This is a genomic window from Enterobacter sp. CFEC122, from assembly GCF_052983755.1.
In genome coordinates, this window is the sequence record NZ_JBRIQR010000008.1 from 60,855 (window position 1) to 84,145 (window position 23,291).

21 protein-coding genes are annotated in these 23,291 nt (G+C 59.8%); 7 read left to right on the plus strand and 14 right to left on the minus strand.

Annotation, left to right across the window (positions count from 1 at the left end; genetic code table 11):
• Positions 1 to 27: 27 nt before the first annotated feature.
• Positions 28 to 1,158 carry a class Ia ribonucleoside-diphosphate reductase subunit beta gene (nrdB, locus tag ACVCAM_RS07670; RefSeq protein WP_025913162.1) on the plus strand — a complete coding sequence of 377 codons (1,131 nt, stop codon included), beginning with the start codon at positions 28 to 30 and terminating at the stop codon, positions 1,156 to 1,158.
• The gene (yfaE, locus tag ACVCAM_RS07675) at positions 1,158 to 1,412 is read left to right on the plus strand and encodes a class I ribonucleotide reductase maintenance protein YfaE (protein ID WP_008500234.1); all 255 of its coding nucleotides are present in this window, start codon (positions 1,158 to 1,160) and stop codon (positions 1,410 to 1,412) included. The genes nrdB and yfaE overlap by 1 nt, the downstream gene beginning before the upstream one ends.
• A gap of 83 nt (positions 1,413 to 1,495) precedes the next feature.
• Here yfaE and glpQ read toward each other — a convergent pair whose 3' ends face one another.
• Positions 1,496 to 2,557, minus strand: a complete 1,062-nt coding sequence (gene glpQ, locus ACVCAM_RS07680) for a glycerophosphodiester phosphodiesterase (RefSeq protein ID WP_021241540.1) — start codon at positions 2,555 to 2,557, stop codon at positions 1,496 to 1,498.
• An 11-nt stretch (positions 2,558 to 2,568) separates the two neighbouring features.
• Positions 2,569 to 3,921 (minus strand): glycerol-3-phosphate transporter, encoded by a 1,353-nt coding sequence (gene glpT, locus ACVCAM_RS07685; protein WP_025913159.1) that lies wholly within the window; start codon positions 3,919 to 3,921, stop codon positions 2,569 to 2,571.
• Positions 3,922 to 4,172: 251 nt separating this feature from the next.
• Between glpT and glpA the strand changes: the two genes are divergently transcribed.
• From glpA to glpC, 3 genes are read left to right on the plus strand one after another with little or no spacing between them, the layout of a single operon-like run.
• Entirely contained in the window at positions 4,173 to 5,801 is a 1,629-nt protein-coding gene (gene glpA, locus ACVCAM_RS07690) for an anaerobic glycerol-3-phosphate dehydrogenase subunit A (protein WP_025913158.1), read from the plus strand.
• Complete coding sequence (gene glpB, locus ACVCAM_RS07695; RefSeq protein WP_248244600.1) at positions 5,791 to 7,008, plus strand: glycerol-3-phosphate dehydrogenase subunit GlpB; 1,218 nt, start codon at positions 5,791 to 5,793, stop codon at positions 7,006 to 7,008. Before glpA ends, glpB begins: the two co-directional genes overlap by 11 nt.
• On the plus strand, positions 7,005 to 8,195 hold the full coding sequence (gene glpC / locus ACVCAM_RS07700) for an anaerobic glycerol-3-phosphate dehydrogenase subunit GlpC (RefSeq protein ID WP_248244601.1): 1,191 nt from the start codon (positions 7,005 to 7,007) through the stop codon (positions 8,193 to 8,195). Before glpB ends, glpC begins: the two co-directional genes overlap by 4 nt.
• 33 nt (positions 8,196 to 8,228) lie before the next feature.
• On the opposite strand, the gene ACVCAM_RS07705 is transcribed toward glpC, so the two are convergent.
• From ACVCAM_RS07705 to ACVCAM_RS07750, 10 genes are all read right to left on the minus strand, one after another.
• Positions 8,229 to 9,428 (minus strand): nicotinamide mononucleotide deamidase-related protein YfaY, encoded by a 1,200-nt coding sequence (locus ACVCAM_RS07705; RefSeq protein ID WP_021241545.1) that lies wholly within the window; start codon positions 9,426 to 9,428, stop codon positions 8,229 to 8,231.
• 94 nt (positions 9,429 to 9,522) lie between these two features.
• Positions 9,523 to 10,062, minus strand: a complete 540-nt coding sequence (locus tag ACVCAM_RS07710) for a YfaZ family outer membrane protein (RefSeq protein WP_025913153.1) — start codon at positions 10,060 to 10,062, stop codon at positions 9,523 to 9,525.
• Between the two features lie 124 nt (positions 10,063 to 10,186).
• The gene (gene menE / locus ACVCAM_RS07715) at positions 10,187 to 11,548 is read right to left on the minus strand and encodes an o-succinylbenzoate--CoA ligase (protein WP_063417580.1); all 1,362 of its coding nucleotides are present in this window, start codon (positions 11,546 to 11,548) and stop codon (positions 10,187 to 10,189) included.
• Positions 11,545 to 12,510, minus strand: a complete 966-nt coding sequence (menC, locus tag ACVCAM_RS07720) for an o-succinylbenzoate synthase (protein ID WP_025913150.1) — start codon at positions 12,508 to 12,510, stop codon at positions 11,545 to 11,547. The genes menE and menC overlap by 4 nt, the downstream gene beginning before the upstream one ends.
• Entirely contained in the window at positions 12,510 to 13,367 is an 858-nt protein-coding gene (gene menB / locus ACVCAM_RS07725; RefSeq protein WP_008500223.1) for a 1,4-dihydroxy-2-naphthoyl-CoA synthase, read from the minus strand. The genes menC and menB overlap by 1 nt, the downstream gene beginning before the upstream one ends.
• Positions 13,364 to 14,140 (minus strand): 2-succinyl-6-hydroxy-2,4-cyclohexadiene-1-carboxylate synthase, encoded by a 777-nt coding sequence (gene menH, locus ACVCAM_RS07730; protein WP_025913149.1) that lies wholly within the window; start codon positions 14,138 to 14,140, stop codon positions 13,364 to 13,366. Before menH ends, menB begins: the two co-directional genes overlap by 4 nt.
• The gene (menD, locus tag ACVCAM_RS07735; RefSeq protein ID WP_023344580.1) at positions 14,137 to 15,807 is read right to left on the minus strand and encodes a 2-succinyl-5-enolpyruvyl-6-hydroxy-3-cyclohexene-1-carboxylic-acid synthase; all 1,671 of its coding nucleotides are present in this window, start codon (positions 15,805 to 15,807) and stop codon (positions 14,137 to 14,139) included. The genes menH and menD overlap by 4 nt, the downstream gene beginning before the upstream one ends.
• Before the next feature lie 88 nt (positions 15,808 to 15,895).
• Positions 15,896 to 17,191, minus strand: a complete 1,296-nt coding sequence (gene menF / locus ACVCAM_RS07740) for an isochorismate synthase MenF (RefSeq protein WP_025913147.1) — start codon at positions 17,189 to 17,191, stop codon at positions 15,896 to 15,898.
• A gap of 86 nt (positions 17,192 to 17,277) precedes the next feature.
• Positions 17,278 to 17,583: a stress response protein ElaB gene (gene elaB / locus ACVCAM_RS07745; protein ID WP_008500219.1), complete on the minus strand. Its 306-nt coding sequence runs from the start codon at positions 17,581 to 17,583 to the stop codon at positions 17,278 to 17,280.
• Between the two features lie 53 nt (positions 17,584 to 17,636).
• Complete coding sequence (locus tag ACVCAM_RS07750) at positions 17,637 to 18,098, minus strand: GNAT family N-acetyltransferase (RefSeq protein WP_008500218.1); 462 nt, start codon at positions 18,096 to 18,098, stop codon at positions 17,637 to 17,639.
• A gap of 71 nt (positions 18,099 to 18,169) precedes the next feature.
• On the opposite strand from ACVCAM_RS07750, the gene rbn reads away from it, so the two are divergent.
• On the plus strand, positions 18,170 to 19,087 hold the full coding sequence (gene rbn, locus ACVCAM_RS07755) for a ribonuclease BN (protein ID WP_025913146.1): 918 nt from the start codon (positions 18,170 to 18,172) through the stop codon (positions 19,085 to 19,087).
• Positions 19,088 to 19,151: 64 nt separating this feature from the next.
• The gene (locus ACVCAM_RS07760) at positions 19,152 to 20,156 is read left to right on the plus strand and encodes a chemotaxis protein (protein WP_023312530.1); all 1,005 of its coding nucleotides are present in this window, start codon (positions 19,152 to 19,154) and stop codon (positions 20,154 to 20,156) included.
• 98 nt (positions 20,157 to 20,254) lie between these two features.
• Here ACVCAM_RS07760 and nuoN read toward each other — a convergent pair whose 3' ends face one another.
• Together nuoN and nuoM are read right to left on the minus strand one after the other, a co-directional pair.
• Positions 20,255 to 21,712: an NADH-quinone oxidoreductase subunit NuoN gene (nuoN, locus tag ACVCAM_RS07765; protein ID WP_008500215.1), complete on the minus strand. Its 1,458-nt coding sequence runs from the start codon at positions 21,710 to 21,712 to the stop codon at positions 20,255 to 20,257.
• Positions 21,713 to 21,718: 6 nt separating this feature from the next.
• On the minus strand, positions 21,719 to 23,248 hold the full coding sequence (gene nuoM / locus ACVCAM_RS07770; protein ID WP_008500214.1) for an NADH-quinone oxidoreductase subunit M: 1,530 nt from the start codon (positions 23,246 to 23,248) through the stop codon (positions 21,719 to 21,721).
• Positions 23,249 to 23,291 lie beyond the last annotated feature (43 nt).

Sequence of the window (23,291 nt, forward strand, 5' to 3'; positions counted from 1 at the left end):
CCCGGCCTACGTTTTTAGGACACACTCATGGCATATACCACCTTTTCACAGACGAAAAACGACCAGCTCAAAGAGCCGATGTTCTTCGGCCAGCCGGTCAACGTGGCACGCTACGATCAGCAAAAATATGACATCTTCGAAAAGCTGATTGAAAAGCAACTCTCCTTCTTCTGGCGTCCGGAAGAAGTGGACGTCTCCCGCGACCGTATTGACTACCAGTCTCTGCCGGATCACGAAAAACATATCTTCATCAGCAACCTGAAGTACCAGACGCTGCTGGACTCCATTCAGGGCCGTAGCCCGAACGTGGCGCTGCTGCCGCTGATCTCGATTCCTGAGCTGGAAACCTGGGTGGAAACCTGGGCGTTCTCTGAGACGATCCACTCCCGCTCTTACACCCACATCATCCGCAACATCGTGAACGATCCGGCGGTGGTGTTTGACGATATCGTCACCAACGAGCAGATCCAGAAGCGCGCGGAAGGCATTGCCCATTACTACGACGAGCTGATCGAGATGACCAGCTACTGGCACCTGCTGGGCGAAGGCACCCACAACGTGGATGGCAAAACCATCACCGTGAACCTGCGCGCGCTGAAAAAGCAGCTGTACCTGTGCCTGATGAGTGTTAACGCGCTGGAAGCGATCCGCTTCTACGTCAGCTTCGCCTGCTCCTTCGCCTTTGCCGAGCGCAAGCTGATGGAAGGCAACGCCAAAATCATCCGTCTTATTGCCCGCGATGAAGCCCTGCACCTCACCGGTACCCAGCACATGCTGAACCTGCTGCGCAGCGGCACGGACGATCCGGAAATGGCGGAAATCGCCGAAGAGTGCAAGCAGGAGTGCTACGACCTGTTCGTGCTGGCGGCTCAGCAGGAGAAAGAGTGGGCAGACTACCTGTTCCGCGACGGCTCCATGATTGGCCTGAACAAAGACATCCTGTGCCAGTACGTTGAGTACATCACCAACATCCGCATGCAGGCGGTCGGTCTCGACCTGCCGTTCCAGACGCGCTCTAACCCGATCCCGTGGATCAACACCTGGCTGGTGTCCGATAACGTGCAGGTTGCGCCGCAGGAAGTGGAAGTAAGTTCTTATCTGGTCGGTCAGATTGATTCTGAAGTCAACACCGACGACCTGAGCGACTTCCAGCTCTGATGTCACGCGTCACGTTAAGTCTTTCCGGCACTGAGGTACTGTGTCGGGAAGAGCACCCTTCTCTGCTGGTGGCGCTTGAGGCGCATCAGGTCGAAGTAGAGTACCAGTGTCGTTCCGGCTACTGCGGCTCTTGCCGCTGCCGTCTGGTCGCCGGCCAGGTGGACTGGCTGACCGAACCGCTAGCCTTTATCAACGAAGGGGAAATTTTGCCCTGCTGCTGCCGGGCAAAAGGCGATATCGAGATCGAGATGTGAATGTGTCGGGTGGCGCTTCGCTTATCCGACCTACAAAACCGCAGTTCGTAGGCCGGGTAAGGCGCAGCCGCCACCCGGCAATTTCAGCGTTTATCCTTCAGGAAGCTCACCGCTTTATCCGGGAAATCCGTAAACAGTCCGTCCACGCCCGCCTGGTTATATAACACCTCATAAAGCTGATTCACATCCGTGGCATACGGCGGAAGCTGGTCTGCACGCACGGTGTACGGATGCACCTGCATCTTGCTGGCATGCGCCTCTTTCACCATCGCCGTCAGCTTCACGTGTCCCGGCGTTGAGCCTTCCGCCACCAGCATGTGGTAATCCGGCCCGATGCCGTCGGCGTACTGCGCAATCTGCTTCATCGCACCCGGCTTAAACATCCAGTCGTAGCTGTAGTTCACCCACTTGCCGTCCGGCTGCTTCTCCTGGGTTTCATTCCAGTCGGTATAGGCAATCAGCTGCACCAGATTGAGATCCATCCCCATCTTCGGCTCCAGCTCGGTTTTGATGCGCTTCAGCTCGGCGGCGTCAAAACACTGCAGGTAGACTTTGTCCTGCTTGCTGGTGTAGCCGTACTGTTTGAGCACCTCCAGCGTCTTCGCGGCAATGTCTTTCCCTTCCTGATGGTGGAACCATGGGGCTTTGATTTCCGGGTAGATGCCGATGTTTTTACCGGTGGAGTGGTTCAGTCCCTGAACAAACTCAATCTCTTCCTGGAAGGTATGGATCCGGAAGTCAGATTTGCCCATCGGGAAACGTCCCGGATAGACCTGCACCTTCTTGCCGTTTTCAATCTCGAAGCCTTCGGTGAACTTCAGGGAGCGGATCTCCGCCAGCGTGAAGTCAATGGCGTAGAAGCGGCCATCTTTGCGGGCGCGATCCGGGAAACGCTCTGCTACGTCCGTCACGCGGTCAAGATAATGGTCGTGCAGGACGACCAGCTGGTCGTCCTTCGTCATCACCAGATCCTGCTCCAGGTAATCCGCCCCCTGCGCATAGGCCATCGCTTTTGCCGGCAGCGTATGCTCCGGCAGATAGCCGCTCGCACCTCGGTGGGCAATAACGATTTTATCCGCCGCCAGCGCGGAGCCTGTCATCAGGCCCGCCAGCAGCAAGCCGGTTGCTAACTGAGTTAATTTCATCGCAAAGCTCCTTATTGACGACGCGCCAGCACTTCCGCGTGGTGACGTTTTTCACCGATCATCACAACAACCAGCAGCAGTACCGCCAGCACGCTGCCGCCGATCATCACCATAAAGCCGCCGTCCCAGCCGAAGAAGTCAACGGTATAGCCCACGATGGCGCTCGCCGCGACCGAACCGCCGAGGTAGCCGAACAGGCCGGTAAAGCCCGCCGCCGTTCCCGCCGCTTTCTTCGGCGCCAGCTCCAGCGCGTGCAGACCGATCAGCATCACCGGACCGTAAATCAGGAAGCCGATGACGATCATACAGGCCATATCCACACCCGGATTTCCCGGCGGGTTGAGCCAGTACACTACCGTTGCGATAGTCACCAGGGTCATAAAGAAGACGCCCGTCGCACCGCGGTTACCCTTAAACACCTTGTCCGACATCCAGCCGCAAAGCAGCGTGCCTGGGATCCCGGCGTATTCATACAGGAAGTACGCCCAGGAGGATTTATCCAGCGCGAAGTGCTTCACCTCTTTCAGGTAGGTTGGCGACCAGTCGAGGATGCCGTAGCGCAGCAGGTAAACGAACACGTTGGCGACCGCGATGTACCACAGCAGCTTGTTCGGCAGGACGTACTTCATGAAGATCTGTTTTGCGGTCAGCTCCTCTTCGTGCTCCTTGCTGTAATCATCCGGATAGTCGTTTTTGTACTCTTCAATCGGCGGCAGGCCGCAGGACTGCGGCGTATCGCGCATCAGGGCGAAAGCAATAATCGCCACCAGAATGGCACCAAAGGCAGGCATGTAGAGCGCCGCGTGCCAGTCGTTGAACCAGGCCATCCCCAGCAGGAACAGCAGCGGCGGAATACCGCCGCCCACGTTATGGGCGCAGTTCCACACCGACACGATGCCGCCGCGCTCTTTCTGCGACCACCAGTGCACCATGGTGCGTCCGCACGGCGGCCACCCCATTCCCTGGAACCAGCCGCAGAGAAACAGCAGCACGAACATGATGGCAATGCTGGAGGTTGCCCATGGCACAAAGCCCATAAACAGCATCACCGCTGCCGCCAGGATCAGACCGGCAGGCAGGAACACGCGCGGATTCGAGCGATCCGACACGGAACCCATGATGAATTTGGAAAAACCGTAGGCGATGGATATCCCTGACAGCGCGAACCCCAGATCGCCGCGGGAGAAGCCCTGCTCCACCAGATACGGCATGGCGAGCGCGAAGTTTTTACGTACAAGGTAGTACGCCGCATACCCGAAGAAGATCCCCAGGAAGATTTGCCAACGCAGACGGCGATAGAGCGGATCTATTTCTGCCTCTGGCAGACGCGCCCTGTGGGGCGCAGGTTTGAAGATACTGAGCATAACAGCCTCCGTGGCCTTGAAATGAATGAGCAGGTGGCTCGCACCTGAATTCCAGAGGCGGGGATGTTAAGAAATCACGGTGATTGTTACTGTGAATCAACGCACAGATTGTTACAGAAATATGACAGAATGCGCAAAAAAGCGCATGAAATCACGTTTCACTTTCGAATTCCGCGCGTTTATGTTCGAAATCAAACAAACCACAAAATTACTATGGCTAAATGATAAAAAACGAACATAGAGGGTAAACAATGACCAGTCACGATCCTCGTTATAGTGATGTGATAATCATTGGTGGTGGCGCAACCGGCGCCGGGATCGCGCGCGATTGCGCCCTTCGCGGCTTAAGCGTTACGCTTCTGGAACGCCATGATATCGCCACGGGCGCAACCGGACGGAACCACGGCCTGCTGCACAGCGGCGCCCGGTATGCGGTCACCGACGCGGAATCCGCGCGCGAATGTATTGCTGAAAACCAGATCCTCAAGCGTATCGCACGCCACTGCATTGAGCCGACCGACGGCATCTTTATTACCCTTCCCGAAGATGACCTCGCCTTTCAGGAGACCTTTATTACCGCCTGCACTGCCGCGGGCATTCAGGCGGAGGCCATGGATCCGGCGCTGGCGCGGCGGCTGGAACCGTCGGTCAACCCGGCGCTTATTGGCGCGGTTAAAGTCCCTGACGGTACCGTCGATCCGTTTCGCCTGACCGCCGCCAACATGCTGGACGCCCGTGAGCATGGCGCACGCATTCTGACCGGACATGAAGTGACCGGGCTTATTCGCGAAGGTCATCGCATCTGTGGGGTGCGGGTGTTTGATACGCAGTACAACGAGCACGGCGAGCTGTATGCCGCCGTAGTGGTCAACGCGGCGGGGATCTGGGGCCAGCGTATTGCGGAATACGCGGACCTGTCGGTGCGCATGTTCCCGGCGAAAGGCTCGCTGCTGATCCTCGACCACCGCATCAATAACCACGTGATTAACCGCTGCCGCAAGCCGTCTGACGCCGATATCCTCGTCCCGGGCGATACCATTTCGTTAATCGGTACGACTTCAACGCACGTGGACTACAGCGAGATAGACTACAACCGCGTGACCGCCGAAGAGGTCGACATCCTGCTGCGCGAAGGGGAAAAACTGGCCCCGGTGATGGCCCAGACGCGCATTCTGCGCGCCTACGCGGGCGTGCGTCCACTGGTCGCCAGCGACAACGACCCGAGCGGACGGAACGTCAGCCGGGGCATCGTGCTGCTCGATCACGCCGCGCGCGACGGCATGGACGGGTTTATCACCATCACCGGCGGCAAGCTGATGACCTATCGCCTGATGGCCGAGTGGGCGACCGATGCCGTCTGCCGCAAGCTCGGAAATACCGAGCCGTGCGTCACGGCAGAACAGCCGCTGCCGGGATCGCGTCAGTCCACCGAAAAAACGCTGCAGAAAATCATCTCCCTGCCCGCGCCGCTGCGCGGGTCCGCGGTATACCGCCACGGCGACAGAACGCCACCGTGGCTTGGTGAAGGAAGATTGAGCCGCAGCCTGGTGTGCGAGTGCGAAGCCGTGACGGCCGGTGAGGTGCAGTACGCGGTGGAGAACCTGACGGTCAACAGCCTGCTCGATCTCCGCCGCCGCACCCGCGTCGGAATGGGGACCTGTCAGGGCGAACTGTGCGCCTGCCGTGCTGCGGGGCTGCTGCAGCGTTTTCATACCACCACCGCCACCCAGTCGCTCGATCAGCTCAGCGCGTTTTTAAACGAGCGCTGGAAAGGCATTCAGCCTGTCGCCTGGGGCGATGCCCTGCGTGAAAGTGAATTTACCCGCTGGGTCTACCAGGGGCTTTGCGGTCTGGAGAAGGAGCAACACGATGAAATTTGATACCGTGATTGTCGGCGGCGGGCTGGCGGGCCTGCTCTGCGGCATTAAGCTCACGAAGCAGGGGCTGCGCTGCGCCATTATCACCCGGGGGCAGAGCGCCCTGCACTTCTCGTCGGGCTCGCTGGATCTGGTGGACGAAGCGTACCGCGATAAGCTGCCGCCGGAGCACCCTTATCACCTGGTTGGCGCACAGCATATTGACCGCTTTGCGCTGGAAACCGAAGCGCTGCTGGCGGAGTGCGGCGCGCGTCTGCAGGGCAGCGCCAGGTTCAATCACCAGCGCGTTACGCCGCTCGGCACCCTGCGTTCCGCCTGGCTCAGCCCGGAGGAAGTGCCCGTTGCCCCCATTCGCGCGGGACGCGTGCGGGTGGTAGGGATTAGCGGCTTTCTGGATTTTCAGCCCCATCTCGCGGCGGCGTCACTTTGTCGCCAGGGCGTTAACGCCGAAACGGCAGAGATAGAGCTGCCTGAGCTTGATGTCCTGCGCGATAACCCGAGCGAATTTCGCGCGGTGAATATCGCCCGTTTTCTGGATAACGAGGACAAATGGCCGCTGCTGTATGAGGCGCTCAGCCCGCTTGCGGCAGGATGCGATGCGCTATTGATGCCCACGTGCTTTGGCCTGAACGACAACCGACTCTGGCGCTGGCTCTCAGACCGTCTGCCCTGCACGCTCGGTTTGTTGCCCACGCTGCCCCCGTCTGTCCCCGGCATTCGCCTGCATACCCAGCTCCAGCGTAAGTTTGTTGCGCAGGGTGGCGTCTGGATGGCAGGTGATGAAGTGAAAAAAATCACCCTGACAGACGGCGCGGTGAGCGAAATCTGGACGCGCAGCCACGACGATATTCCGCTTCGCGCCCGCTATACGGTGCTGGCAAGCGGCAGCTTCTTCAGCAACGGGCTGCTGAGCAGCCGGGAGGGCATCCGGGAAGCCATTATGGGGCTGGATGTTCGCCAGCGAGCCTCCCGCGCGGACTGGTATCAGAGTGATTTCTTCTCGCCGCAGCCCTGGCAGCAGTTCGGCGTGATTGTCGATAACCACCTGCATCCGCAGCTTGCCGGTAAGCCCGTCAGTAATCTCTTTGCCATCGGCTCGCTGCTGGGCGGGTACGATCCCATTACCCAGGGATGCGGTGGCGGAGTCTGCGCCGTCACGGCGCTGTATGTGGCAGAGCAGATTAGCCAGCGCACGGAGGCTGAACAATGAACGATACCCGTTTTGAAAGCTGCATCAAATGCACGGTGTGTACCACCGTCTGCCCGGTCAGCGGCGTGAACCCACGCTATCCCGGGCCAAAGCAGGCCGGGCCGGACGGCGAGCGTCTGCGCCTGAAGGACGGCAAGCTGTACGATGAAGCGCTGAAATACTGCATCAACTGCAAACGCTGCGAAGTCGCCTGCCCGTCGGATGTGAAAATCGGCGATATTATCCAGCGCGCCCGGGCGCGCTACAGCACGCAAAAGCCGTCGCTGCGGGACGCGATTCTGAGCCACACCGATCTGATGGGCAGCGTCTCGACGCCGTTTGCCCCGCTGGTGAATGCCGCGACCGCTCTCAAGCCGGTGCGCCAGCTGCTGGATGCCACGCTGAAGATAGACCATCACCGCAGCCTGCCAAAATATTCTCACGGCACCTTCCGCCGCTGGTATAAATCCGTGGCGGCGGAGCAGGCGCAGTACGCCGAGCAGGTGGCTTTTTTCCACGGCTGCTACGTGAATTACAACCACCCGCAGCTGGGTAAAGATCTGCTGAAGGTGCTGAACGCCATGGGAACGGGCGTTCAGCTACTGAATAAAGAAAAGTGCTGCGGCGTGCCGCTGATTGCCAACGGGTTTACCGATAAAGCACGCAGGCAGGCTCAAAGCAATGTCACCTCCCTGCGCGAGGCGATTGTCGAGAAAGGCATACCGGTATTGGCGACCTCATCCACCTGCACCTTCACCCTGCGCGACGAGTATCCGCATCTGCTGGATGTGGATAACACCGGCCTGCGCGAGCACATCGAGCTGGCGACGCGCTTCCTGTGGCGCAAGCTGGACAGAGGACAGACGTTGCCGCTGGGGAAATTACCCCTGAAAGTGGTGTACCACACGCCGTGTCATATGGAAAAAATGGGCTGGTCACTCTATACGCTTGAGCTGCTGCGGTTAATTCCGGGGCTGGAGCTGACGGTGCTGGACTCACGCTGCTGCGGGATTGCGGGAACCTACGGCTTTAAGCGTGAAAACTACGAAACGTCGCAGGCGATTGGCGCTCCGCTGTTCCGTCAGATTGAGGAGAGCGGCGCGGATATCGTGGTGACGGACTGCGAAACCTGCAAGTGGCAGATTGAGATGTCCACCAGCAAGCGCTGCGAGCATCCGATTACGCTGCTGGCAAAGGCGCTCGGGTGAACATGGCCGGGGCGAAAGGCCCCGGCACAGGCGTTACTCCACGAACAGCGACTCAACCACGTTAATCCAGCCGTGCTCGCTGGCCACCTCTTTGCCATTCAGCCAGCGGCGCAGCATGTTCAGCGCCATCATGGCGCACACCTCCTGACGCACCGCCAGGCTGTGGCGGGTAATGCTCATTTTTACCCGCAGGGCGTGGGTGCCCTCAGGCGTCGCCAGCGCGAAGTTGAGGTATTCCTCATCCAGCCCGCCGACAAACAGCGCCAGACCGGCAAAATGCTTCACCCTTCTCTCGGACGCCCAGCGGGCGGTCTGCGCCAGAGTCTCCTGCTGGAACGGCACCACTTCGCTGGCCAGCAGCGGCGCGTTGACGCGCGACAGCTGCAGCGCCAGCAGGCCACCGGTGAACTGCTCGCTTAAGGTCACGCTCAGCTGGCGCGACTGCAGATGCTTCGCAATCTGCGCCGGTAGCCCTTCCGTGCCTTCAAAGATCAGGCTTTCACCCGCTACGCGCTGCACCTCAGGCCACAGCGCCAGCATCGCCTCTTTCTGGGTGGCCGGTCCGGTCAGCTTGAGCTCAATGATCGGCATGGAGGATCGATAGCCCATAGACACGCCCGGCGGGAGTGAGAGGTGATCGAGGCTCTGAGCCAGATCGCTTTCCGAACGACCAAAAGTGGTCAGACGCAGGCACAGCGGGGGTTCCGGCAGGGTAAAACGCTGGCGAAGGCGCGGCAGGATCTGCTGCTCGACCATCACTTTAAATTCTGAGGGCACGCCCGGCGTGAAGAACATCAGGCAGCGGTTCAGCTGCATGGCAAACCCGCACGCGGTACCGACCGGGTTATCGACCAGTTCAGCACTGGCGGGAATTTCAGCCTGTTTGCGGTTGCTGGGGGCCATGACGCGACCACGTTCGGAGAAAAAACGCGCCATCTGCGAGAGCCACGCCTCATGCAGCACCAGCCCTTCGCCTTTTGCGGTCGCGGCGGCCAGGGCACTGAGATCGTCACTGGTGGGGCCGAGCCCGCCGTTCACAATCAGCACGTCGCACTGTTCACTGCGCTCGCGCAGAACAGCGACCAGTGACTCAAGATTGTCGCCCACCGTATTGCGGCGCGTTAACGGTAATCCTTGCTCAAAGAAAAGATCGGCCAGCCAGGCAGCATTGGTATCAATAATTTGTCCATGCAGCACTTCGTCGCCGGTGGATAACATCTCCACGTTAATCATTGTGTTCTCCCGCTTATTTGGTCAAAACACTATAGCGCAAACGCGGGGTGGAGAAGAGGAGAAACTGGCGCGACAGCATGCCGCGCCGGAGAGATTAGAAGCCTGCGCTAACGCCCACGTACGGACCGTCGGCCAGCGCGTTGTCGCGGTTACCGTCTTTGCCGGCCAGGTTCAGATAGCGATAGCCTGCTTCGATGGTGATTGGACGCATGATGGTCCAGCGCGCGCCGGCGTTGGCTTCCTCATAGCTGTCGATACCGCTTGAGAGGGAATCTGGAGAGTAATAGTACTCGCCAAACAGGCCGAAGCTGTCGCCAATTTTCCACTGCAGGCCGCCGCCCACTGCCACCGCATATCCTTCGTCACCGTCATTTGGGTTGGTATAGATACCTTTACCGCCGACGGTCGCCAGGAACGGGCCCAGAGGAATGTTGAGGCCCAGGCCGAGGCTTGCCGCGTCGCCGTCGTCATCGTTATGCGTCCAGCCGCCGGTCATCGCCAGACCGGATGTCTCGGTACCCATGCCGAAGCCCAGGTGGGTATAATCCTGACCCGCCGAGCCGTTAATGCTAATGGCGTTCGCCGCCGCAGATACAACCATCAGGCCGAAGCCCAGTAATGCCACTTTTTTCATTGTCGTGATCCCGCACAATTTTTATAGAGAAGCCCCAAAACCGCGAGATTTTAACCTGGGTCTTCCGGGGATCAAGCACTCTGCGTGCGGCCGGCCAGTAGATTGTAACTATTTGAAACGGCTATTATCCCTTCAGCGTTGCGTTAACCCACTCCTGCAGCGCGCGACGCGAAACTTTAATGCCGCCATTTTTGAGTTCGGTCGGCAAAAGCAGCCAGCGGACGGGTTGCTCAAAACGCGCCACCTTGTCCCTGACCCAGTCGGGTAAAGTGGTGATATCCGTTCCCGGCTCGCACTCCACCACCGCCACCGGACGTTGCCCGAACTCAGCGTCGTCCAGCGGAACGATAAACACCTGGTTAACCTGCGGGTGCGTGGCGATAACGCGCTCGAGCGATTCCGGCTGGATCCCTTCTCCGCCGCTAAAAAAGAGGTTATCCATGCGGCCGAGGATCGTCAGACGGCCGTCATGCCATTCGCCGCGATCGCGGGTGGCGAACCATCCCTGCGCGTTGGTCAGCGGAATCAGTTCGCCATCCCGCCAGTAGCCTGAGGCCATGCTTTGCGCCCTGATCCAGACTTCACCGTTAACGACCTGCACCTCTCTGCCCGGCAGCGCACGGCCCACGTCCGGCTCGCCGTCGGCCTCTTTCGCACAGACGGTTGAGGCAAACTCGGTCAGACCGTAGCCGCAGAAGGTGCGTATATCCTGCTCTCGCGCCTGTTCGGTCAATTCCACAGGGATGGCCGCCCCGCCCAGCAGCACCGCTTTCAGTGCGACAGGCTGGTGGGCATTAAGCAGACGCCAGAGCTGGGTTGGCACGAGCGAGGCGTGGGTGCAGCCGCACAGCGCCTGCTCCAGAGGCTGTTTCTCGCGCACGGTTAACCGCGCGCCGGCCTGCAGCCAGCGCCATAAAATCCCCTGGCCGGAAACGTGAAACAGCGGCAGCGAAAGCAGCCAGTCGTCATCTTCACCGTAGGGCATCAGCGACAAAACGCCGCGCGCGCTGGCAAGATGGGCCTCGCAGGTATGGACCGCCGCTTTCGGCAGTCCGGTGGAGCCTGAGGTCAGCGTCATGGAGGCCAGCCGCGCCGGTTGCCACGCAGCGCAATACGCATCGGCGGTCTCGCGCATGCTCAGGGCAGGAAGGCCGTCGTAGCTGCCGTCCAGCACCAGCGCAAAGCGCAGCGTCATCTGCGGGAGCAGCACGTCCAGCAGCGGGCGCGGCAGCTGCGGATTAACGGGAAGAATACGCGCCCCGCACTGGAGCAGCGCCAGCCACGCCAGCAGGGTGTGCGGGTGGTTATGGGCCAGCAGCAGCACGCCGTCGCCCTCCTCCACGCCCTGACGGTGAAAGCCCGCCGCAAGGCTGTCGATGCGCGCGCACAGCTGTTGCCAGCTGAGCACCTCGTCGTTCAGCCTCAGAGCCGGTTTATCGGCAAATTGCGCACGCCAGTGCCGCCACGGCCAGTCGGTAAAACTCATCGCAACGGCTCCAGCGCCGCGACGTCGAGGCACGGCAGCGCGCTGTCCGGCCACGGGCGAAGAAGCTGAGCCTGCATCAGGTTCAGCGTGTCGAGGCCGGGGACCGTGTCAGGCGTTAACCAGGCGGCAATGCGCGCCAGCTGGGTTAGCCCAAGGCTGGACTCAATTGACGAGCTGATGACCGCCGTCAGCCCTAAGGCGTGCGCCGCCGCGACCTGCTCGCGCACTTTCGCCAGGCTGCCGGTCAGCGTCGGTTTAATCACCACCGCGCTGACGCCGGGCTCGGCAGCAAATTCAAAATCGGCCTCGCGCAGGCTTTCATCCCAGGCGATGGCAATCCCCGTTTCACGGGCAAACGCGCGTGAATCGTCGCGGGTTTTGCACGGCTCTTCGAGGAAGGCAATGCGGCTGCGGTACGCCGGATTGACGTACTTTGCAAACTGCTGCGCCTTAAGCGGCGTCCAGGCACGGTTGGCGTCCAGACGCAGATGCAGATCGGGGATCGCCTCCAGCAGCAGGTTGGCGACCATGCCGTCACGCACCGCTTCATAAAGCCCGACTTTGATTTTCGCGACCTTCTCGCCCGGCATAGCGGAGAGCTGCGCGAACAGCTCGTCCGGATCGCCCGTACAGAGCGGTGCCGCGCGGTAATTCCCGGCTTCTGGCAAGCTGCCGTCCAGCTCCGCCAGCGCGCAGCTGATACCAAAGGCCGCGGAAGGGACGTCCGGCAGCGCCGGATCCGCCCCCTCGCGCCACGCGTCCGCCCACGCCAGCAAGGCCGCCCGCGCGTCATCCAGCGACTCGAGGCTAAAGCCCGGCAGAGGCGAAATCTCGCCCCAGCCTTCCCGCTCGCCCTGCTGCAGATGCACGAAGAAGCCGTCACGGGTTTTTAACCGCCGTTCACGCAGCACCACGCCCGCGTCCATCGGTATCTGCCAGCGGTAAACCTGCGCGCGACGCATTACGGATTCCGTTTGTATTTGCTGAAGTCTGGCTGGCGTTTTTCGTTAAACGCGTTGCGCCCTTCCTGACCCTCTTCGGTCATGTAGAACAGCATGGTGGCGTTGCCCGCCAGCTCCTGCAGACCCGCCTGACCGTCGCAGTCGGCGTTGAGTGCCGCTTTCAGGCAGCGCAGCGCCATCGGGCTGTTTTGCAGCATTTCGCGACACCAGCGTACGGTCTCTTTTTCGAGATCGGCAAGCGGCACCACGGTATTCACCAGGCCCATATCCAGCGCTTCCTGCGCGTTGTACTGACGGCACAGGAACCAGATTTCACGGGCTTTTTTCTGCCCGACGATGCGCGCCATGTAGGAGGCACCCCAGCCGCCGTCGAAAGATCCCACTTTCGGGCCGGTCTGGCCGAAGATGGCGTTTTCAGCGGCAATGGTCAGGTCGCACATCATGTGCAGCACGTGGCCACCGCCGATGGAGTAGCCCGCCACCATCGCCACCACCGGTTTTGGACAGGTGCGGATCTGACGCTGGAAATCGAGGACGTTCAGGTGGTGCGTCCCCGCATCGTCCTGGTATCCGCCGTAGTCGCCGCGCACTTTCTGATCGCCACCGGAGCAGAACGCTTTCTCGCCTTCGCCGGTCAGGACAATCACGCCGATGTTGTCGTCATAGCGCGCATCCGCCAGGGCCTGAATCATCTCTTTCACGGTCAGCGGACGGAAGGCGTTACGCACCTGCGGGCGGTTGATGGTGATTTTGGCAATACCGTCGGTGGATTTGTGGTAACGAATGTCGGTGTAGCCTTCGGAGCAGTCCTGCCATTCAACCGGGGCGTAAAGCATGTGTTCATCAGGATAGATCATAGAGTGTCCTTTATTCGAAGACGCAGTATCTGAGCCAGACTCGCGGCAACCGCGTCGGGGTTTTCACGGTGGGCGTTGTGTCCGGCGTTGGGAATTGCATGGCAAACGGCGTTCAGCTCCGCAGCAAGGGCCGTAAACTTCTCATCACGTTCGCCATAGAGATAATCAAAAGTGAAATCACGTGCGCTGAGCGCGGTACGCAGGTCGGGCTGCACGGCCAGCGACGTCGCCTCGAGCATCATCGCCAGCGCCGCGCCGTTGTTCTGGCTGCGCAGGGTAATCAGCGCGTCGCGCTGGGCGTCCGTCAGGGAGGCAAACACGGGCTGTTGGTACCAGTCAGCGAACACCTTATCCAGCGGTTCGCTGCGAAAACGCGTCGCCCAGCGGCGGTCTGATGCCAGCCGCGCCTGTCGCGCATCGGCATCCTGCAGGCCCGGATGGCCGCCTTCTACCGTCACACCCAACAGCCCCTTCGGCTGCTGGCAGGCATGGAACATCGCAATGCGGCCGCCGAGGGAGTACCCGACGAGCCAGAATTTCAGTATGTTGTAACTAATCAGAGTTCGGGTAAGCAACGCGCTCATCTCGTCGAAGCCCGTCACGCCAAGATTCCGGGATCCGCCGTGTCCCGGCAGATCCAGATACAGCCTGGGGTAATCGCAAAGCCGCTCACCAACACCCTGCCACTCGCGGCAATCGCCGGAAAAACCGTGCAAAAAGACCAGCCAGGGATAGCCTGGTTTTCCAGCCTGCTGCACGCCCGAGAGGATCACAGCTGGCTCACCTGCGCCAGCAGGCTTTGCAGGGCCTGCGCACCGTCAGCCTCGTTAACTACCAGCTCAATCAGCGTCGCGCCGGGCTGCTTCCAGGCGGTGCTTAACGCCGCATCCAGCTGTTCCCAGCTTTCCGGGCGATGGTATTTCAGGCTGAACATTGCCGCGGCGTGTTCGAACTGCACGTTCTGCGGCATCAGATAGAAGCGCTCGCGCTCGCTCTGCGGCGTGGGCAGCAGGGAGAAAATCTGCCCGCCGTTGTTGTTAACCACGATCAGCACAAACGGGGCAGACGCCTGACGCAGCAGCGCCAGCGCGTTGAGATCGTAAAGCGCGGAGAGATCCCCCACGATGGCCAGCGTCGATTTTGCGCTGGCGCGCTGCACGCCCGCCGCCGTCGAGATCAGCCCGTCGATGCCGCTGGCGCCACGGTTGCTGTACACCGGGTAGCCCGCGGGCAGCTGCGAAAAGGCGTCAATCAGCCGCACGACCAGGCTGTTGCCGACAAACAGCTGCCCCTGCTCGGGCAGGTACTGGCGAATACGGTGCGCCAGCCCGGCCTCGCTGAACGCTTCACAGCGCGCATGGGTCAATTCCCACGCCTGGCGCGACAGGTCCGGGAGGGTAACCGCCCAGGGTTTGCGTTTTTCAGCCGGATGGAGCGCCAGCCAGGCGTCGATACGGCTGACCAGACGACGACCGCGGTGGTGCGCCGGGTCAAGACGCCCTTCCAGCGCGTCCACCAGCCAGTATTCGTCCGGTGTGCAGGTGGCCTGCCACTGCAGTAACCGTTTGCCGGTTAAACTCGATCCAAGCTGGACCACAATTTGCGCCTGCGACAGCTCGGTGACCGCTTTGGCATTACCCAGCCAGAGATCCGCGCACGGCAGCGGCTGACCGGTCTGGGAAAGCACGTCGCCGATCAGCGGCCAGCCCAGGGTTTGCGCCCATTCGGCGACCAGCTTGCCTTCGGCGGCGCTCATGCGCCCGGCGATAACCACGCCGCGCTTCTGCCGCCAGAAGAACCAGTCGCGCTGCTTCGCGCTCTCAAGGTGCGTCTGCTCGCGCAGCCACGGTTTTTCACTCTGCCACCAGTCACCGAGGGTCTGCTGCCAGTCAAGACCCGTATCGTCCAGCTCGCCGTACAGCGGCTCGGCAAACGGGCAGTTAATGTGCAGCGCCCCGCCGCGCAGCGTCTCCATGGCATGATCGACGGTGGAGACCAGCCAGCTTGCCGGAATATCCTGGGTGGGCCGGGGCAGCGAAATCGTCTGCGAAGGATGCGAAGAAAAGAGTCCCGGCTGACGGATGGCCTGATTGGCGCCGCAGTCGATAAGCTCAGGGGGACGATCGGCCGTCAGCAGAATCAGCTTTTCACCGGTTAACCCGGCTTCAATCAGAGCCGGATAGAGGTTCGCCACGGCGGTACCGGAAGTGACAATCACCGCCACGGGTTCTTTGCTGACCTTCGCCAGACCCAGCGCGAGATGACCGAGGCCGCGCTCATCAAAGTGGGTGTGGTGAATCAACGCCCGGTTTTCGGCGGCCGCCAGCGTCAGCGGCGTTGAGCGAGAACCCGGTGCAATACACACGTGCCTGACGCCATGGCGCGTCAGGGCTTCAAGGATCACCGCCGCCCAGCGTCGGTTAAAAGAACTTACTGACATGAGATTGTCCGGTATCAAGAATGCGACACAGTATAAATAATAGAAAAAATTGGAATTTTGATGTGAATCGGGATTGCGCGATTCAGTATTAATCCCTTAGGAGCAGAGAGCGCAATCCGGCCGCTTTGTTTTCAATCTCCTGCCACTCCTGCTCCGGGTCAGATCCGCTGACAATACCCGCTCCGGCGTAAAGCCGCAGAGCGTCTTCCTGTACGCGCGCCGAGCGCAACGCCACGCAGAACTCACTCTGGTCAGGCGATAAATACCCGGCCGAACCGGCGTACCACTCGCGGTTAAAGGGCTCAACCTTCTGAATAAACTCGCGCGCAGGCTGTCGCGGCAAACCGGCAACGGCCGCCGTCGGCTGTAGCATATGCAGACACTGCTCGTCGTCGGCCTGTTTGAGCTCGGTCCAGATACAGCGGCGCAAATGCTGCACCTTACGCAGGCGCACCACCTGGGGGGGCAGTACCTCAAGCGTCCGCGTGTAGTGCTGAAGACGCTGACAGATATCCTCCACGACCAGCATATTTTCGCGCTGGTTTTTATCGTCATTCAGCAGCCACTCGCCCAGACGCTGCGCCTTTTTATCATCGGTATGGCTGGCGACGGTGCCCGCCAGCGCTTCGGTGCGCAGCAGCGTGCCGCGTCGCCGCCAGAGACGCTCGGGCGTCGAGCCGAGAAACGCGTTGCTGGCGTCGAATACCATGCAGAAGTGATAGCAATGTAAATTGAGGGCGCGGCTGGCCGCCATCAGCGCGACGGGGTTAATGCGCTGTGTAAACTGAAGATCGGTGGCCCTCGCAAGGACAACCTTTTCAAAATCACCGCGCGCGATGGTTTCGGTCGCCCTGCGGACAAGTCTCAGCCATTCGGCCCGTTGAGGCTGATGGTTTTCGTGCTCAACCTGAACGGCCAGCGGGCGGATAGGCCTGGCTGGCTGGAGCCGCTGTAAAAAATCCCGCGCGGCATGGGCATCTTCCTGAAGTGAATAATCGCTCCACAGCTGCAGACGCAGCGTAGCGGTGCCGGCGGTACGTCGCCAGAGCAGTCGCGGTAAAAAGAGGCTGCCCTGCTCCGGATTAAAGGCGTTCAGGCCGCAGATGCGAGTATCACCTGCCGCGTTTTGCTCGCGCAAAAACTGCGTGGCTAACGCCAGAGAGGAAAAGGTGATAACCGCCCCCAGCGCGGCCAGCTCTTCATCGCCGTTACGCTGCTGCCAGTAAAACTGCGGATAGCACTGCTGCGCCCCAAGCCAGGCGAGAGGGTCGAAGGCATCGTTTAACGGGAAAGAGACGTCGAAATGACGTATGCCGGGCGTTGCGGGTAACGCTTGCGAAAGCTGGGTACGCAATTGCTCCAGCGCGAGGAAAATCGAATTCACGCGAACCTCTCCCTGTTAAAACCTCGTATTATACGGGGTACTGACCATAAATAGCAGTACCCACATATAGGGAGTGGTTAAGCGGCTTAACGACGGGCTAAGAGCAGCCCCAGTACCAGGCCGACGGCAGCACCTACTCCAATGCCCTGCCACGGTTTTTCATGCACGTAATCATCGGCACGATACACCGCTTTTTTGGCGCGGTAGTAGTAGGTATCAGACGCATGGCTGACGCGGTTTTTCACTTCATGCAGCGCCTGCTCGGCGCGGGCTTTTAGCTCAATATATTTCTGATCGGCAGGGTCGCCCGAGGAGCGTAACACCTCTTCCAGCGTTTCGCTCAGTAAGGCCAGGTCGTCGTCGATACGGGTATCCCAGGATTGAAATGACATATTTTTCTCCATGTTAGTACACCAGTTCGCTAACTATAGCCAACGACTCGCCATTACGCCTGCTTCGCTTCCCGCGCCATGCCGATGTGGGGAATGCCGTCTTCATCATACACCTCGGTGACCGGCACGAAACCAAAGTGGCCGTAGAAGGACTGCAGGTGCGCCTGCGCGCCCAGGTATAACGCCTTGTTCGGCCACTGTTTCTGGCATGCCTCCAGCGTTTTATCCATCAGCTGATAGCCCAGTTTTTCACCGCGTGCTTTGCCGCTGATGATGACCCGACCAATCACGACAGGCTCGAATTCGTCCTCGCTTTTCAGAATCCTCGCATACGCCACCAGCTCGTTTTCCCGCCAGCCAAGAATATGGCGGTTCTCGCCGACGAGATCGTCGCCGTCGATGTCCTGATACGGGCAGATCTGTTCAACCACGAACACTTCGCAGCGCAGTTTCAGCAGGGCGTAAAGTGAATGAACGGTGAGGTCACTATGGTGTAAATCTTGCCACTGGATCATGTCAGTCTCCTTCCTGGGGTTCATCACGTTATACTAAACCCCTCCCCGTTCAGCAAAGGGCTGATTGCGTTATGGAACTGATTTTTCTGGGTACGTCCGCGGGCGTGCCAACCCGCTCACGGAATGTGACGGCGATACTGCTGGATCTTAAACACCCCACCCGCGGCGGGCTGTGGCTGTTTGACTGTGGTGAAGGGACGCAGCATCAGCTCCTACACACCGCTTATCACCCCGGCAAGCTGGATAAAATTTTTATCACCCATCTGCATGGCGACCATCTGTTTGGCCTTCCCGGCCTGCTGTGCAGCCGCTCGATGGCCGGTAACGCCAACCCGCTGACGATTTACGGGCCTGCGGGTATTCGTGAATTTGTTGAAACCACGCTGCGCCTGAGCGGGTCGTGGACGGATTATCCGCTGGAGGTCGTTGAGATTAGCGAAGGCCTGGTTTTCGATGACGGTGATTATAAGGTGAGCGCTCAGCCGCTGAATCATCCCGTTGAGTGCTATGGCTATCGCATTGAAGCGCATGACAAACCCGGCGCGCTGGACGCCGCCGCGCTAATGGCCGATGGCGTAAAACCCGGGCCGCTGTTCCAGCGCCTGAAGCACGGCGAGACAGTCACGCTGGAGGACGGGCGCATCATCAATGGGCAGGATTATCTCGCCGCACCGCAGCCCGGCAAGAAGCTGGCGATCTTTGGCGACACGGCCCCGTGCCGGGCGGCGCTCACGCTTGCCCAGGGCGTGGACGTGATGGTGCATGAAGCGACGCTTGAAACGGCGATGGAAGAGAAAGCCAACGGCCGGGGTCATAGCTCCACGCGTCAGGCGGCGCAGCTAGCCCGTGACGCGGGCGTCGGGAGGCTCATCATCACCCACGTCAGCTCGCGCTACGACGCGCGGGGCTGTGAAAAGCTGCTGGAAGAGTGCCGCGCGCTGTTCCCGGAATGTGAGCTGGCCGAAGATTTCGCTCAGGTCAGCGTTTAGTCCTTCATTTTTCCCTCAGGATGCCGATAACGATTAAAAGGTCAGCATTTCTCTCGAGGGTAGAATGGATAATTTCCAGAAAGATATTGATGACAGGGCGAATCTGACCCTGTCGAACCGTTTTGAACTGTTGCTGTTCCGTCTTGGCACCTCTCTTAACGAAAATAAATCTGAGCTGTTTGGCATTAACGTCTTTAAGCTGCGTGAAATTGTGCCGATGCCGGAGTTCACGAAACCCGCCGGGATGAAATCACCGCTGATGGGAATGGTGAATATCCGCGATCAGGTGATCCCGGTGATTGACCTGGCCGCCGTGGCGGGCTGTAAGCCCACCACCGGGCTGAATATCCTGCTGATCACCGAATATGCGCGCAGCGTGCAGGCGTTTGCCGTGGAGTCGGTTGAGAACATCATGCGTCTGGACTGGAAGCAGGTGCACGCGGCGGAAACCGCCGTCAGCGGTCGCTATATCACCAGCATTGCCTGCCTGGATGAGAAAACGGATACCAACGATCTGGCGATGGTGCTGGACGTTGAGCAGATCCTGTATGACATCACCCCGGCCAACCACGATCTGCACGCCACCAATCTGAAGACCACCAAATTCCATATCAAGCCGGGCGCGGTCGCGATTGTGGCGGAAGATTCCAAAGTGGCGCGTTCGATGCTGGAGAAAGGTCTGCAGGCGATGGAGATCCCAGCGCAGCTGCACATCACCGGCAAAGACGCGTGGGAAAAAATTGGCGTGCTGGCCGCACAGGCGCAGGCTGAGGGCGTGCCGATCACCGATAAGATCGCGCTGGTGCTGACCGACCTCGAAATGCCGGAGATGGACGGTTTTACGCTGACGCGCAAAATCAAAACCGATCCGGTATTGAAGGATATTCCGGTGGTGATCCACTCTTCCCTTTCCGGCAACGCCAACGAAGACCATATTCGCAAGGTGAAGGCCGACGGGTACGTCGCGAAGTTTGAGCTGAACGAGCTGTCGTCGGTGATTGAGGAGGTGCTGGACCGCTCGATGAAGAAGATTGACGGGCCGTTGATTAGCCGTAAACAGCTGGCTTAGTCGGGTGGCGCTACGCTTACCCGACCTACAAAACCCGTAGGCCCTGCAAGCGTAGCGACGCTGGGCAATAAAAAACCCGCCGAGGCGGGTTTTTGTTTTTACATTAATGGCATCGCGCGCTGCACGATATCAATCAGCGGTTGCGGATAGATACCGAAGATCAGCACCAGCAGCGCGGAGATGAGTACCACGATACCACCAGCGCTGTACTGCCAGTTGCCTGGAGCATCACGATTGAGCTGCTGAGGTGCGCTCAGGTACAGGCTCACGGCCACGCGCAGGTAGTAGTAGAGACCAATCGCGGAGCCGATCACCACGCCCGCGGTCAGCCACCACAGGTGCGCCTGCACACCGACGGCCAGCACGTAGAACTTACCGATAAAGCCAAGCGTCATCGGAATACCGGCCAGAGAGAGCATCATCACGGTCATTACGGCGGACAGGATCGGACGGTGCCAGAACAGACCACGGTAAGAGAACAGTGAATCGGCATCCGGACCACGGTACGGGCTGGACATCAGGCTCACCACGCCGAAGGCGCCGAGGCTGCTGAACAGGTAGCCGGCCAGATAGACGCCCACGGCTTCCATCGACATCTCACCGCTCTGCAGCGCAATCAGCGCCACCATCAGGTAGCCCAGATGAGAGATAGACGAGTAGCCCAGCAGACGCTTGATATTGGTCTGGCTCAGCGCCATCAGGTTACCGAAGATGATGGAGACGAACGCGATGATGCCCAGCACCACGCGAACCGCTTCGCTGTCTCCCACCGGCGCGTACAGGAACAGACGCATCACCACCCCGAAGATGGCGATTTTGCTCGCCGTCGCCAGGAAGGTCGACACCGGAGCCGGTGCACCCTGGTAGACGTCTGGCGTCCACAGGTGGAACGGGACCAGAGAGAGTTTGAAGCCAAGGCCAACAATCATCATGCCCAGACCCGCCAGCAGCAGCGGCTCATGCAGCATGCCGTCACCGAGGCTCTTGCCGAGCGCCATAAAGGAGAGGTTACCGGACTGTGCGTACACCAGCGCAATACCAAACAGCAGGAACGAGGACGCCGCCGCAGACAGGATGGTGTACTTGATGCTTGCTTCCAGCGAGCGCTTCTGGCGGAAGGCGTAACCAATCAGACCGAACAGCGGCAGAGAGATCAGCTCAATGCCGAGGAACAGCGCGGCCAGGTGGTTCGCATTCGCCAGCAGAATGCCGCCCAGCGCGGCAATCAGAACCAGCAGGTAAAACTCTTCTTTGTTGTCGTTGTAGCCTTCAAGCCACGGGTACGCAAAGGTACAGGTTGCCAGGCTCGCCAGCAGCACCAGACCGGTATACAGCATGGCGTAACCGTCAACGCGCATCAGCGGGGTGACGTCCATCGCCCCACCCTGGCCAACAAACCAGAGTGAGACTAACGCGGCGTTCAGGCCGATGACCGACAGCGTGGCATTCAGGAAGTGATTGCGTCGCCACGCAATGGAGAGCATCACAACCACCACCGTCAATCCGACGATCAGCAGCGGTAGCAGCGCGATCAGTTGTTGTGGAGTTATTGTCATGGCGAATTACGGCCTTGTAGTAGAAACAGAATTAACAAACCACTGCTGGATATTGCCCATCGCGCTGTGCGAGGTATCCAGAATCGGCTGCGGGAAGAAGCCCAGCAGCACCAGCAGTACGACCAGCAGCAGGATGATGAACAGCTCACGCAGCGACATCCCCGGCAGTTCTTGTGCAGCAATTTCGCTCTTCGCTTTACCGAAGTAAGCGCGGTGCAGCATCGCCAGCGAATAGACGGAAGCGAACACCAGACCAAAGGTGGAGATCACGGTAATCACCGGTACCACTTTGAAGCTGCCGAACAGAATCATAAATTCGCCGACGAAGTTACCGGTGCCCGGCATCCCCAGAGTCGCCACCGCGAAGAACATGGAGAGCGCTGGCAGCCACTTAATTTTGCTCCACAGGCCGCCCATCATACGCATGTCGCGGGTGTGCAGACGTTCATACAGCTGGCCGCACAGGATGAAGAGGCCGGCTGCGGACAGACCGTGCGCAATCATCTGGATCACCGCCCCCTGGTACGCCAGCTGGCTGCCGGTGTAGATAGCAATCAGCACGAATCCCATGTGGGAAACGGAGGTGTAGGCAATCAGACGCTTGATGTCGTACTGGGTGAAGGCCATCCAGGCACCGTAGAAGATACCGATCACACCCAGCCACATGGCAATCGGTGCGAATTCTGCGGAGGCGTTCGGGAACAGCGGCAGAGCGAAACGCAGCAGACCGTAGGCCGCCGTTTTCAGCAAGATGCCCGCCAGGTCAACGGAACCCGCCGTTGGCGCCTGAGAGTGCGCGTCTGGCAGCCAGCCGTGCAGCGGAACCACCGGCATTTTCACCGCGAAGGCGATGAAGAAGCCCAGCATCAGCAGATATTCCACGCCGTGCGACATTGGGGTCTTCAGCAGGTCTTCGTAGTTGAAGGTCCAGGTGCCGGTCGCGTTGTGGTGAACAAACACCAGCGCCAGAATGGCAATCAACATCACCAGACCACTCGCCTGGGTATAGATGAAGAACTTGGTTGCCGCCGTGATACGCGTTTTACCGTCGGACGCCTTGTGGCCCCACAGCGCGATCAGGAAGTACATCGGCACCAGCATCATCTCCCAGAAGAAGAAGAACAGGAACATGTCGATGGCAAGGAACACGCCGATCACGCCGCCCAGGATCCACATCAGGTTCAGGTGGAAGAAGCCCTGGTATTTTTCGATTTCACGCCAGGAGCAGAGTACCGCCAGAACGCCGAGCAGGCCGGTCAACACCACCATCAGCAGTGAGAGACCGTCAATCGCCAGGTGGATCGTAATGCCGAAACGTGGGATCCACGGCAGGATGAACTCAGACTGCCACTGCGGAATGCCCGCAGACTGGGTCAGTGAGTAACCGCCCTGCAACCACAGTTGCAGGCCAAGCGCGAGCGTCAATCCCATGGTGATCAGCGCGATCCAGCGCGGCATCTTCACGCCAAAGCGTTCAGTCTGCCAGCACAGGAAGCCGCCGATGAAGGGAATTAATATTAGCCAGGGTAGTAACATGGCGATTTACATTCCTTTTTAAGGCCCCCAGCAGGGGCCTGAT